Origin of the sequence: Microcystis sp. M_QC_C_20170808_M3Col, assembly GCF_007095505.1 — a bacterium.
GTDB lineage: Bacteria > Cyanobacteriota > Cyanobacteriia > Cyanobacteriales > Microcystaceae > Microcystis.
Genome location: NZ_SFBY01000377.1, coordinates 1 through 12777 on the forward strand (window position 1 = coordinate 1; position 12777 = coordinate 12777).

General features: G+C 45.9%; 15 protein-coding genes and 1 pseudogene. 9 read left to right on the forward strand and 7 right to left on the reverse strand.

What is annotated here, in order from left to right; genetic code table 11:
• Nucleotides 1–187: 187 nt before the first annotated feature.
• Nucleotides 188–1117, reverse strand: coding sequence for an NAD(P)H-dependent glycerol-3-phosphate dehydrogenase (locus EWV84_RS17375; protein ID WP_287079020.1), 930 nt, complete (start codon nt 1115–1117; stop codon nt 188–190).
• 129 nt (nt 1118–1246) lie between these two features.
• On the opposite strand from EWV84_RS17375, the gene EWV84_RS17380 reads away from it, so the two are divergent.
• Nucleotides 1247–1678, forward strand: a complete 432-nt coding sequence (locus EWV84_RS17380) for an NUDIX domain-containing protein (RefSeq protein ID WP_287079021.1) — start codon at nt 1247–1249, stop codon at nt 1676–1678.
• A 58-nt stretch (nt 1679–1736) separates the two neighbouring features.
• Here EWV84_RS17380 and EWV84_RS17385 read toward each other — a convergent pair whose 3' ends face one another.
• The gene (locus EWV84_RS17385; protein WP_286824619.1) at nt 1737–2954 is read right to left on the reverse strand and encodes an ABC transporter permease; all 1218 of its coding nucleotides are present in this window, start codon (nt 2952–2954) and stop codon (nt 1737–1739) included.
• Between the two features lie 230 nt (nt 2955–3184).
• Nucleotides 3185–4669: an efflux RND transporter periplasmic adaptor subunit gene (locus EWV84_RS17390; RefSeq protein WP_287079022.1), complete on the reverse strand. Its 1485-nt coding sequence runs from the start codon at nt 4667–4669 to the stop codon at nt 3185–3187.
• Between EWV84_RS17390 and EWV84_RS17395 the strand changes: the two genes are divergently transcribed.
• Both EWV84_RS17395 and EWV84_RS17400 read left to right on the forward strand, forming a co-directional pair.
• A complete protein-coding gene (locus tag EWV84_RS17395) occupies nt 4611–4757 on the forward strand; it encodes a hypothetical protein (RefSeq protein ID WP_002740204.1) in 147 nt (48 codons plus the stop codon). The two genes, EWV84_RS17390 and EWV84_RS17395, sit on opposite strands and share 59 nt — an antisense overlap.
• Before the next feature lie 34 nt (nt 4758–4791).
• Complete coding sequence (locus EWV84_RS17400) at nt 4792–5673, forward strand: tetratricopeptide repeat protein (RefSeq protein WP_286824617.1); 882 nt, start codon at nt 4792–4794, stop codon at nt 5671–5673.
• A gap of 288 nt (nt 5674–5961) precedes the next feature.
• On the opposite strand, the gene EWV84_RS17405 is transcribed toward EWV84_RS17400, so the two are convergent.
• Nucleotides 5962–6717, reverse strand: a complete 756-nt coding sequence (locus EWV84_RS17405; RefSeq protein ID WP_287079023.1) for a TauD/TfdA family dioxygenase — start codon at nt 6715–6717, stop codon at nt 5962–5964.
• Nucleotides 6718–6834: 117 nt separating this feature from the next.
• On the opposite strand from EWV84_RS17405, the gene EWV84_RS17410 reads away from it, so the two are divergent.
• The 5 genes and pseudogenes from EWV84_RS17410 to EWV84_RS17430 all read left to right on the forward strand — a co-directional run bounded on the left by EWV84_RS17410 (nt 6835) and on the right by EWV84_RS17430 (nt 9802).
• On the forward strand, nt 6835–7863 hold the full coding sequence (locus tag EWV84_RS17410) for a hypothetical protein (RefSeq protein ID WP_287079024.1): 1029 nt from the start codon (nt 6835–6837) through the stop codon (nt 7861–7863).
• 75 nt (nt 7864–7938) lie between these two features.
• On the forward strand, nt 7939–8880 hold the full coding sequence (locus EWV84_RS17415) for a DUF1822 family protein (RefSeq protein ID WP_287079025.1): 942 nt from the start codon (nt 7939–7941) through the stop codon (nt 8878–8880).
• A 9-nt stretch (nt 8881–8889) separates the two neighbouring features.
• Nucleotides 8890–9102: pseudogene (locus tag EWV84_RS17420) on the forward strand (type II toxin-antitoxin system HicB family antitoxin).
• A 22-nt stretch (nt 9103–9124) separates the two neighbouring features.
• The gene (locus EWV84_RS17425; protein WP_002793069.1) at nt 9125–9364 is read left to right on the forward strand and encodes an antitoxin; all 240 of its coding nucleotides are present in this window, start codon (nt 9125–9127) and stop codon (nt 9362–9364) included.
• 9 nt (nt 9365–9373) lie between these two features.
• Nucleotides 9374–9802, forward strand: coding sequence for a type II toxin-antitoxin system VapC family toxin (locus tag EWV84_RS17430; RefSeq protein WP_002788601.1), 429 nt, complete (start codon nt 9374–9376; stop codon nt 9800–9802).
• A 4-nt stretch (nt 9803–9806) separates the two neighbouring features.
• Here EWV84_RS17430 and EWV84_RS17435 read toward each other — a convergent pair whose 3' ends face one another.
• The 3 genes from EWV84_RS17435 to EWV84_RS17445 form a co-directional block, all read right to left on the reverse strand.
• Nucleotides 9807–10073 carry a hypothetical protein gene (locus EWV84_RS17435; protein WP_106909610.1) on the reverse strand — a complete coding sequence of 89 codons (267 nt, stop codon included), beginning with the start codon at nt 10071–10073 and terminating at the stop codon, nt 9807–9809.
• 252 nt (nt 10074–10325) lie between these two features.
• Nucleotides 10326–10550 (reverse strand): hypothetical protein, encoded by a 225-nt coding sequence (locus EWV84_RS17440; RefSeq protein ID WP_287079026.1) that lies wholly within the window; start codon nt 10548–10550, stop codon nt 10326–10328.
• Nucleotides 10547–10777, reverse strand: a complete 231-nt coding sequence (locus EWV84_RS17445; protein ID WP_002753232.1) for an addiction module protein — start codon at nt 10775–10777, stop codon at nt 10547–10549. Before EWV84_RS17445 ends, EWV84_RS17440 begins: the two co-directional genes overlap by 4 nt.
• Before the next feature lie 143 nt (nt 10778–10920).
• On the opposite strand from EWV84_RS17445, the gene EWV84_RS17450 reads away from it, so the two are divergent.
• Nucleotides 10921–12744, forward strand: coding sequence for a tetratricopeptide repeat protein (locus EWV84_RS17450; protein ID WP_287079027.1), 1824 nt, complete (start codon nt 10921–10923; stop codon nt 12742–12744).
• Nucleotides 12745–12777 lie beyond the last annotated feature (33 nt).

Sequence of the window (12777 nt, forward strand, 5' to 3'; positions counted from 1 at the left end):
GGAATGTTAATTTAAATATTCTCAAGCTTGTGGAGTCAATAGATAATTTTTGCTTATCTTTGACAAAAAATAGAACTCCTGCAAAATCCAACATCTACCATTGGGTTAGGATTCAGTATGACTTGGCATCATCTCCCCACTCCCCAACCCCCCACTGATTACTGATCACTGAAAAATCTCTTGTCTCTCAATCAAATTCTGCTTTTAAATCGCGACGCATCAATTCATAAACGGCAACTTGGGGAGAAATTTCCCCGCGCAAAAGACGATCAACTTGACAGGTAATCGGTACATATAAATTTTTTTCTTGGGCAATTCTCATCAAAACTTCTGTGGTATTTATTCCCTCGGCAGTTCCCTCTAACTTTGCTAAAATCTCAGGCAAAGATAAACCTAAAGCTAATTGATAACCCACTTGATAATTGCGAGATAAAGGACTATTACAGGTAGCTAATAAATCCCCTAAACCCGATAAACCGAAGAAAGTTTCTTGACAACCTCCTAGACAAGTTCCCACCCGAACTATTTCCGGTAAAGCGCGAGTTAACAGGGCAGATTTGGCATTAGTACCTAACTGTAAACCATCGCAAACCCCAGAAGCGATCGCCATGACATTTTTGAGAGTGCCACCTAACTCAGTCCCCAAGGGATCGCTATTAAGATAAACCCGAAAAGATTCCCCAGATAATAATTTTTGTAACAATATCGCCGCTTTTTGCAGATAACTTGCTACCACCGTCGCAGCGGGTAAACCTTGATTAATTTCTTTAGCTAAATTGGGACCGGAAAGAACCACAAGGGGATTAGCGGGAAAAGCTTGATTCCACAGATGAAAAGGGGTACGAGTGGTGATTGGCTCTAATCCTTTAGTAGCGGTGACGATAATTATGCGAGAATTTAATTGTAATTGCTGTAATTTTTTGATCGTTGGAGCAACTCCTTTAATCGAAACTGCTGAAATAATTACCTCAGTATCTGCTATAATAGCCCCCAAATCTTCCCCACTATGACGCGACCAAACCCTAACAGCTAAGTGATTAAGTCTAGCCAAATTAGCGAGGGTTTGCCCCCAAATTCCCCCACCTATAACCGTAATTTTCTTGGCATTTTCTAACAACTTTTATTCTCCTCCTTATTAGCGATCCCTGATCAGTTACTGGTTAGAAAGGATTCGATTTCAAGGTTATGAGTCTTAATTGAAATTATTCACCGATTACCGATAACTGTTCACTGATAACTGAAAAAAATGACAAACTATCGCAATCCTGCCCCCACTGTTGATATTATCATCGAACTGATCGACTCGCCCCACCGTCCGATCCTGCTGATTGAGAGAAAAAATCCGCCCTTTGGCTGGGCAATTCCGGGGGGATTCGTGGACTACGGTGAATCAGTGGAAACGGCGGCCATTCGGGAAGCTTACGAGGAAATCAGTTTACAGGTGCAGTTAATCGAGCAATTTCACGTCTATTCCGATCCTAACCGCGATCCACGTCAACACACCATTAGTATTGTTTTTATCGCCACGGCAAAAGGCCAACCGATCGCTGCCGATGATGCCAAAAAAGTCGGGATTTTTCATCTCTGGGAATTCCCCCAACCTTTATGCTTTGATCACGATCGCATCCTCAATGATTATCGTCGTTATCGGGATTATCAAATCCGTCCCACACATTAGAAAAACGCCGCTATTAAAGCAATCCTTGCCAAAAACGTCCCCGAAAAACCTTAAAAAATTAGACACTTCTGAGGGCGACAATCGGTTGCAATTTAGAGGCACGATAAGCGGGAAAAACGCCAAAAAAGAGACCAATACCCGTGGAAACACTCAAAGACAGGGCGACGGCGCTGGCGGAAACAGTGGCAGCCAGGGGAGAGAAACTGGAGACTAGAACGATCGCTCCTGCACCGACGAGAATACCAAGCGCACCGCCGGCGATGGAAACGAGAGTTGATTCAATCAGAAATTGTAAGAGAATATCCTGTTCTCTGGCTCCGATCGCTTTTCTTAGTCCGATTTCCCCAGTTCTTTCCGAAACCGAAACGAGCATAATATTCATCACCCCGATACCACCGACAATCAGGGAAATACCGGCGATTAAAGCCAAAAGTAGGGTTAGACCCCGGGTAATCGTGCCGAAGATTTCGATCATCTGTTTAGCAGTTTCGACGCGAAAATCATCCTCAGCCACGATTTTATGGCGTAAACGCAGGAGATTCTGGATTTGGAACTTAGCAGCGCGGATTTCCTCCCCCGATCGGGCTGTGAGACTAATCCAACTCAACTCGACACCGTAGGGTCCGGTTTTGCCCACCAGTTGCGAGTTCATGGTGCTAAGGGGAATAATCAGCATTTCATCCTGATTATTGCCAAAAAAGGAGCCTTTCGCCTCTAAAATCCCGATCACCTCAAAACTGAGATTTTTGATCCGCAGCTGTTGACCGAGGGGATTTTGGGTGGGAAAAAGTTGCGCTGCCACTTCAGTGCCGATCACCGTTACCCGTTTGTTGCGGGCTAGATCGATATTATTGATAAAACGACCTTTTTCTAGGGTAAAATTGCGGACAGAAGCGTATTCTGGGGTGCTTCCCGTGACTAGAGCCGTCATGTTGCGATTACGATAGGAAATCAGGAAACGAGCGTTTATTTCCGGGGCGACTTCAGCGACAGTGGGAACCTGTTCGGCGATCGCCTGAGCATCGGCTAAAACCAAGGTTTTCGGTAAATTAACGGTGGTATTGCGTGCTTGTCGCGACCCTGGCACCACAAAAATGGTATTGGGTCCCAAGTTAGCAAACTGGTCATTGGCTAAGGTTTGCGCCCCTTGGCCAATACCGATCATGGCCACTACTGAAGCGTTACCGATGATAATCCCTAACATGGTCAGGCCGCTACGCACTTTATTGGCCGCTAGGGTGGAGACGGCCATTTTTAAACTTTCGATGATAAACATATCAGTTATCAGTTATCAGTTATCAGTTATCAGTTAGATAGTTGTAGGGTTTTGGGGTTTTGGGGTTTTGGGGTATTAGTTGAATTCCCCCATTCCCCCATTCCCCCATTCCCCCATTCCCCCATTCCCCCATTCCCCCATTCCCCCATTCCCCCATTCCCCCATTTCCCCATTTCCCGAATCCTGACCTAGCATAAAAAAGACAATTTAGGGATACTTGTTAAAGAAAATTATTTAGATTTTTGATTAGTTTTTGAGGTATCTTGGGCTCCTTCGGGGAGATCGATAAAGACCTTTTCTCCGACTTCCAAACCTGATAAAATTTGGGTTTTATCGTCTAAGACCAAACCGATCGAAACGGGTTTAAAACTGGGTTTATTTTCGGCATCGGCAACTAAAACCCCTGACTTGCCTTCCCGGGTGACAATGGCGACAGTCGGCACGACGAGGGCATTATCTAACTGCTGGCCGACAAAAGTTACATCCACATTCATTTTCGATTTGAGTTTGTCCCGTCCCGTCACCAAACCGATTCTCACTTCAAAAGAAGTAACATTATCCTCGATAATCGCTTCGGGAGCCACGAGAATAACTCGACCTTCAAAGACTTCTTCAGGAAAAGCATCGGCGACAATTCGCACTGGTTGGCCGCGCTGCAATAAACCCACATCTACTTCCGGCACTTTAGCAATCACTTCCAATCCCGAGGCCAGGGCGATAATCGAGGTGGAAGTGGCGGAAGCGGTACTGGAGGCCGAAGTGGTGGGAGTGACAAAAGAACCCTCGGTGGCGTATTTTTGGGTGACGATGCCATCAAAGGGAGCAGTAATGACCGTATCGCGGTATTGAATCTTGATTTGCTCTAAATCGGCCCTGGCGGCCGCTACAGATGATTCTAGTCGAGCAAGCTCGGTTTCTTGGGTTTTTTGGCGTTGTTCGAGGGCAAATTTCGCTTCTGCGATCGCTGCTGCCGCTCGGATCATTTCCTGCTCAATTCCAGCCACTTCTGGGGAAGCGGTTTTATCTGCTTGTTCCAAACGGCGGATCGATTCCTCTAAATTAGCTTTGGCGTTGAGATATTCATTAAGGACGGCATCAAATTGGTCTTGGGCGATCGCACCTTCCTGGACTAAATTTTCATTGCGTTTAACCCGATTTTCTGCTAGTCGAAAACGGGATTGGGCCGCTTGTACCTGAGCTTGCAGTTGGTCTAAATCTTTCGGAATTCTTTCTTTGGCCTGAGCTAAACGGGCTTCTAATTGCTTATAACTGGCCTGGGCCTGATAAAATCGGGCTTGTAATTGCCGGATATCTTCGGGAATGCTGCGTTTAGCCTGTTCCAGATTGGCTAGAGCTTCCCGTAGATGCGCTTCTGACTGCATTCCCCGGGCATACACCTCTAAATTATCCATGACGGCGAGGGTTTGTCCCTTTTTAACAATCATGCCCTGATCCACCAATAATCGCACTAATCGGCCGGGGTTTTTCGGGCTAATGTTGACACTTTGGATTGGTTCCACCCTACCACTAGCTTTAATTTCCACAGCCAGGGTTTCCCGTCGAGCAGGAACGGTCATTTTCGCCAATTCTAGGCTAGGAGGAGGTGTTTGCAGCAAGCGATAAGAAACCACTCCCACCGCCAGAAAACCACTAGCCATGAGTCCGAATATCCAAAATAGGGGGCGATTTGATTTTCCCAACACGGTTATTGCCATCGATCAGCCAAAAGTTAATTGGTTATATACTAACGTCTCTAGAGTTGCCTTTGTTGTTTCTTTAGCCAACAACTCCCAAGCGAGATAGACTGATTAAAAAAGGCCTATCGCGGGGGTAAACTGTGCCAAAACTTCAATTAATCATTTCTTTGCTCATTTTTTTCGTCGCTGGCAGCCCGCCGGCTTTTTCCCAAGCGCTACTCCCCTACGCCATCGAACCGGAGTTAGAACAGATGGAACAAGCGGGAATTGAAATGGCCGAAGATGCCATCCAATTAGCTCGTTTTCGCCGTACCGATGCAGCCCTTGGACGAGCTAAGTTAGCGGTGCAGTTAGCCCCCCATCTCTATCAAACTTGGTTTATTCTCGGTAGTTTATATCTGCAAGACAATCAGGTGCAACTCGGTATCGAGGCATTAAATCAATCTTTGTCCCTTGCTCCCGCCGATGCCCACGCTAATATTAAATTTTCCCTCGGTAGTGCCTATTTTCAGAATCAAGATTACCAGTCTGCTATTGCCCAGATTGAAGCGGGTTTGCAAATGAAACCCGATATCTCCCCCGCTCTTTTTGATCTCGGTAATTCCTATCTCAAGTTAGACCAATATCCTGCGGCGATTGCAGCTTACGAAAAAGCTGTTACTCAAGATAAAAATTTTTGGCCTGCTATTAATAATATTGGTTTAGTTAAATACGAACAGGGCAATAAGGAAGCAGCCCTTAAAGATTGGCGCGCCGCTTTGAAAATCGATCCTAAACAGCCGGAACCTCAGTTAGCTATTGCGGTGGCTATTTATAGTCAAGGTAAAACCGAGGAGGGCATCAAATTAGCTCAGGCCGCTCTCACTAGCGATAGTCGTTATGTCAGTCTAAAATTTTTAGAGGAAAATCTCTGGGGTCAACGTCTTCTGCAAGACACGGAGAAAATGTTTAATCATCCCAAAATGAAAGATTTTATCGCTCGTTTACCACAACCAACCCCAGAAGTGGAGGAAGAAAATTAAGCTGATAGCAAAAAGCTTGTTGGTGGGGTTAGGAGTCAGGATACGGTCGACAGGAGACGGTCGACAGAAGACAGGAGATTATTTCTATTTATTCTTCCGAGACCCCACACCCCACACCCCACACCCTACACCCTAAAAGATTTGATGCGTTTTCACAACTCATTTAGGTTGGCTATATATATCACCTATTGTGCTTCCCATTGTCCACAACTCAAATGTCAACAATATAGACAAAAGTGGGGGATCACAACTGGATTTAGTATCACATTGCTTCACCCCGATTTCCCGTTAGGGAACATCGAACATTACCCGTTCAAGAGAGCGATTGGGATCAATGTAGGATTGGCGAGAATGGAGACAAGTATGATTGTCCATGATCAAGATCTGTTCTGCTTTCAAACAGAGCGGAACGTGATAGGCTTCAAACAGTGCCAGAAATTTATCACATAAAGCCATTAAACGGGAATCTAGACCGGAAGCGACCGGTTTATTAAGATCGGGGCTAAATTCCCGATAAACCAGCACATTATAGCTAAAGCGGATGATTGCGGCATCTCGTTGCCAAATTGGTGCAAAACAGCTTTCTTTGCCGTCTTTGGACATAAAATATTGAAGTTGATCCGCCATAAAATGTTGTTCCTCAAGGGTAAAATGACGCATTAAGTCATCAAACTTAACCAAAGTCGTTGCACCCCCACCCCAACGATCCGGAGTTTTACAGCGCAAACAGAAGTATTTAGGAGGGATAGCTTTGTAGGACCATTCTGTATGAGGTAAAAGCCCAATTCCTAGGGATTGTGCGTCACTTTTTCCCATAGCGTCAGGATTTGCTTTGATAGGATAGATAATCTCTCCGTTAGTTTGGATAACGGGGGTTGCTTGGGTAACATCCTGTAAACCTTGCAACCAGCGATCGCTCCAAGGGTTATCGAAGACAAAAAAACCGTTTTTTTTCAGGTTTTCCTGTAAAGTAAATGATCTTTGACCAGTTCCGATCGCCGAGGAAAAATCTGGCTTCGACGGTGCTAGAATTAATGCTGCCATGAGTCAACTCCTTTCTTTAAGTTCTTGCGGCTTTTCGTCCGCTTACTTAACCAATGAGAGCTAGGAGACTTCTTTTTGCAGTTGTGGGAAAAATAATTTTAAGGAAAAGACAATGCCGTGAACGACGAGCTTATTCCCCTAGTCAAGGTGGCAACCTACTGGCGGCTACGACTCCGTAATGTTGTGCCGGAAACCAGCAAACCCCTTGAAGAAAATGAATCTAACTTTCTCCCATCAGGGAGTGAGCAGTGGTTACAAGCGGAAAAGCACTTTTATGAATCTATAGATAACATCATTCAATTTCTCGACTCCCCAAGGGTGCTAACCAGCCTACCGCTAGAGATTCTCCTACCCTTATGCGCTCTTCTGCGGATTGTCCTCGATAACCGTCATCCCAGTGGCAATGAGTGCGTCATACCCGAATCTCCTTACTATCGGGCAAAGGATAACCCAACTTGGCAGCAACTCGATCGCCTCTGGCATAACCTTAAGGATGACATTGGCAGGAAGTTAGATCCTAAAATCAAAAACTGGATCTCCGCTCCCTGGATTAAAGAGAAGATTAGCACCCAATATCAACAGGAACTTGAGCAAGAGGACATTAATCAAGCGCAATTCCAGGTGTGGCGCTATCTTGGCCTGAGCTTAAAAGGCCAACCAACCCCCAGGGGTAAGGATTCTGTCTTTAATCCCCATTACCGACAACAGAGTGAAGAGTGTACCGTTAAAGGGTGGCTGAGAAAAAGAATCTATCACGAGGTGAGGACAGTAGCCCAAAGAAAAGCCCAAGAGCAACGCTTGAGGGCGAATCCCCGAGTTAACCCCAATGATGCAGATCAAACCATTGATCCTTTAGATAACATTCAGTCTAAGCCGTCTCAAGCTTGGTGGGAGCAGATCAGAGAAGCAGTGGAGGGTCCCTGTGCAGAAGAACTCCAACAGATTCAGCCCCGAAGCAGAGCATTAAGGCACATTAATGCCCAACAGGTGATCTTAAATCTCTTACCCCCAGAATCCCTCACTTGGGAGGAAATGGCACAACAGTGGGGGTGCGACGACACCACAATTCGCCGATTCTATAATAAAGAGTGTTGTCCTTGGCTCGAAAAACATTTTTCCGCAGAAGATATTCTCTCGCGAGACTGAAGTTAACCCAGAAAACGGGTTTCTCGAAGAAACCCGTTTTCTAATCTAATGTCCCCTGTTCCCCCCTAGAAAATTATGTCTATCTCTACTTCAACCTCAGATGTCAATGAACCTCTCTATTCTTCAGAGGACTGGATTGATGATGACGAATTGGAAAACGATCCTGAGTTTCAGGAGTGGTTAGCGATCGCCGACACAACGGAGGAGGAGGACAGCGCCGGACAAGCATCCTCTTCTGTTTGGGTTCCCTGGAGTGCAGCAGATCAAGACCGGGCCAATAAACTGGCCCTGGCTCACCCTAACCCAACTTTTGGGGAACTGATTCGTCAAAACACTTTAGCGGCGGCGGTGTTGACCCATTATCTGGATGATCATGGTATAGAGATGGATCATGCAGCGGCTAACCATACTCAAGCGGTGCTACAACTGCTTAATCCAACAGCAGATGTGGTGCTACCTAAACTTGGTAAACTGGAAGCTTTATTAGTTCCCCAAGACTCTGGTGCAGAACCGTTGGATTTAAGCCAAGTTAAGGTCAAGATTGACCTAAATCCGGCAACCCTAGCCTATATTTTAGTCGAGTTAGGGGAAGGAGGAGCTTGGTTAACTGGGGTTCTGTTGAGTTCGGACCTGCGCCAAGATTTCCCAGAAGGCGGCGCGGTGTCTTTGGCCATGAGGAAACCTATGTCGGCGCTGTGGGAAGCTTACCGTCGGTGGGAAAACTGTCAGCAAATTACGGCGCAGTATATCGATAAACAAGGCTGGTCAGCGGAACAGCGAGCGGAGGTAATCACGGTGTTAAACTGGGTCTGGGACTATCGGCAGGACTATGAGCGTCCGATGCTATTAAAGGTCTTTTTAGCAGAGAAGGCCAGCGAGAATCATGAGAATTTTAAACCCTTAGCCTCGAATCTCCAAGAGGTAAGGGAAGCAACGCCTGAGCCGTCTTCAGAGGGTGCTGTGGACTGGCTGGATGTGGCGATGGATTTGCTTGATGAATTGGGAAAATTTATTTAAAAAATAATCATGAAAAGCATTAAAATAATTGTCGAAAAATACCTAGATGGCTATATTGCTTAACCTTTAGGTATTGAAGGTGTTGTCATTGGCGAAGGCGAATCATATCAAGAAGCGCTAGAAGATGCGAAATCAGCACTCCGTTTTCATATTGAAACCTTTGGAGTAGAAGTTTTAGATACTGAATATTCTGTCTTAGAAGCGTCTATTATAGTAAGGTGATCATTAACAAAGAGGTCAACAGATGCAAAACTTACGTCAGGTTTCTTTACTAACAAGTGGACAAGAGCAAGTCTTAACTATTCCTCCTGAACTTGCCCTATCAAGCACAGAGGTTTTGTTACGCAAAGAAGGTCATCGCTTAATCATTGAGCCGATTTCTTCCGGTTCTCTAATTTCTTTGCTGACTACTTTGCCAGACATTACAGACAATTTTCCTGATATAGATGAAGGGTTGCTTCCCCTTGATGACATTACATTTTAGTACCACCCAATGACCTATCAATATCTGCTTGATACTAACATCCTATCACATTTGATCAGGTATCCCCAAGGTCAGGTTTTCCAGCATATTGTGGATGTCGGCGAAGAAAGCGTTTGTACGAGCATCATTGTGGCGTGTGAATTAAGATTTGGAGTGGTTAAAAGTGGTTCCTCCCGTCTGGTGCAGCAACTAGAACGCATCCTGGAGTTCTTGACAGTTTTGCCATTAGAATCAACTGTAGATAAGCACTATGCCCTAATTCGTAAACATTTGGAGCAAGCAGGAACCCCAATCGGTCCAAATGATTTACTGATTGCTGCTCATTCTCTAGCGCTTGATCTGACTCTTGTTACCGCAAATACTCGTGAATTTGAGCGTGTGCCTGCTTTGAAGTTAGAGAATTGGTTGATTGATTCTGTAATAATTTTTGGGGGATAATTTGTCATAAATGATGTTGCTGATGATGGTTTTGGATATATTCTGCCACTACTTTTTTGCGGTTTTCTCGCAATGACAAATCAGGTGGAGCATTTTCTAAAAGATGCTGAGGATGACCTCCCCGGCGTTGTAATAAAGTTTTACGCGGTTTTAAGCTTTGCCAATGTTCGTAAATGAGTTTTTTTAGAAGTTCTTCTGAGCTAATATTCTCTTCAGAAATGATGTCCGCTAGATAGTTCTCGGTTTCTCGATCTAGATTAATGGATAACATTGTTACCTCATAGGATAAATCAACATCTTTGATTATAGTAGAATGTAGGGGGCGTATTTACGGCGATAATCTCTGCTCAAACTTAAATCTAACAATCCGTCGTAACGCACCACATCTATCATTAATTTAACTACTACTTGGTGCGTTAAGCTATCGAAGAGCGCACCCTACTAAAAACTGAAAAAGAATATCAGGCTTTAGCGGAGCATTCAGCTAACACTCAACTCACTATGTCGGAAGTTGTCAGCGATTTTATTCGGAGACTTGAGACTTATTCTTAGTTGTGCTTCGCAGTTTATTTGTTGGCCTTTGTTTCATCCCTTCGGTAAAACCGAGGGTCTTCACCCGACATTTAAGATAAACCGTATCCTCGATAGCATTGATAAATGCCTGTGCAACCTCAACCCGTTGCCCTGTATAGTATTGAACCGCTTCAGCATATTCAGTGAGAGCTTCAGGGTGAAATACATACCTCATGGCTCAATCAGTCGTCTAACTTGAGCCAGAGCTTCTTCCCCCGAAATTGGCTGCACAGAGCCATCCCGAACCTCGCCTCTTCGTCTTTTTGCTTCAGTTACCCAAACTGCCTGAATTGTTGAATCGGTATCGAATTCTAAGCTTTCTACCAACTTGTCTGCAAGCAGCGCCCTTGATACACTAGGTAAGGACAATATCTCTTCTGTCAGTTGCTCAATTGATCCCATAGCCCGTCGCAGAATAATAAACTCTAAGTATTATCATTCTATAGCAAAATCGACTAAGTTAGTTCTTTTTTGATAAATCTTTAATTAATCTGCTATGGGCAGTGCGTTAAGCTATCGAAGAGCGCACCCTACTAAAAACAATCATGAACGAAGCAAGAATAGAAGCTTACTTAGCACTAATCCAGGCACTACTCCAGTGCGAAAATGGTCAAGAACCAGCGCTATTACAGGCTAACGCGGAATTAGTTGATGCCGGCTTAGTCGCTGTGATGGGTCAGTATGCAGATTTTTTGCAACAGCAGGGAGAAGATAATAACGCGGGATGGTTGAGGAATATGGCGCAACAGTTAGAGCAAATTTTAGACGCGCCAAGGGATAATCAAAACCCCTACATCAGTTTTTTACAAACCCTAGTGCAAACCGTCGCAGAAAGTCGCGGAAACCGCCAAGTAATTTATCCCCTGCTCGACAATAACCTCCATCTCTTAGATGAAAACTTACTTAACCTCCTCCGTGCTTGGGGAAATCAAACCAAGGAACAAGCCAGTCCAGAGGAAACCAACCAACTAGGAGGATTATTCTATTCTCTTGCTTATGTTTTTCATGAGTTTCCTAAAGGTAATCCACGCATTAACTTGGACATCGCCATCTATGGATACGAATTTTGCGCCACAACTGAACGCCGCCAACCCGGATTAGAAAGGGATTTAGCCCGAACCCTGACTAATCTGGGCAATGCCTACAGCACCCAAGCCGAATTGGGTCAAGAGCCGGTAGCCAACCTAGAACGGGCGATCGCCAACTACAGCGAAGCCGCCACAACTGAACGCCGCCAACCCGGATTAGAAAGGGATTTAGCCGCAACCCTGACTAATCTGGGCAATGCCTACCAGATCCAAGCCGAATTGGGTCAAGAGCCGGTAGCCAACCTAGAACGGGCGATCGCCAACTACAGCGAAGCCGCCACAACTTACCGCCAACCCGGATTAGAAAGGAATTTAGCCGCAACCCTCAATAATCTGGGCATAGCCTACAGTACCCAAGCCCAATTGGGTCAAGAGCCGGTAGCCAACCTAGAACGGGCGATCGCCAACTACACCGAAGCCGCCACCATCTGCCGCCAACCCGGATTAGAAAGGGATTTAGCCCTAACCCTGAATAATCTGGGCACAGCCTACAGGACCCAAGCCCAATTGGGTCAAGAGCCGGTAGCCAACCTAGAACGGGCGATCGCCAACTACACCGAAGCCGCCACCATCTGCCGCCAACCCGGATTAGAAAGGGATTTAGCCAGAACCCTGAATAATCTGGGCAATGCCTACAGGACCCAAGCCGAATTGGGTCAAGAGCCGGTAGCCAACCTAGAACGGGCGATCGCCAACTACAGCGAAGCCGCCACCATCCGCCGCCAACCCGGATTAGAAAGGGAATTAGCCCGAACCCTGACTAATCTGGGCAATGCCTACCGGACCCAAGCCGAATTGGGTCAAGAGCCGGTAGCCAACCTAGAACGGGCGATCGCCAACTACAGCGAAGCCGCCACCATCTTCCGCCAACCCGGATTAGAAAGGGATTTAGCCAAAACCCTCAATAATCTGGGCGCAGCCTACCAGACCCAAGCCCAATTGGGTCAAGAGCCGGTAGCCAACCTAGAACGGGCGATCGCCTTTTGTCGAGAGGCACTTTTCTTTCTCAACCCCACTCTCTTACCGGCTGACACCCTCAGAACTGGACGGAACCTCGGCAACTTGGGCTTTAAGCAGGGCTGGTGGGACATTGCCTTAGAAGGCTACAGGGTTGCCGTGGAAGCCGTTGAACAAAGCCGCGCCTGGGCTACCAGCGAAGCCCTGCGCCAAGAAATTGTCCGCGAGTCTATCGGCGTTTATCGAAAATTTGGGTTAAAACCCCGTCCTTTGAGGACGGCTTTAAGCTACAATGGAAAAAGCGATAACCAAGCTAAAAACTGAACCTTGACAACAGATAGTAGGGGGTTTCGTTCA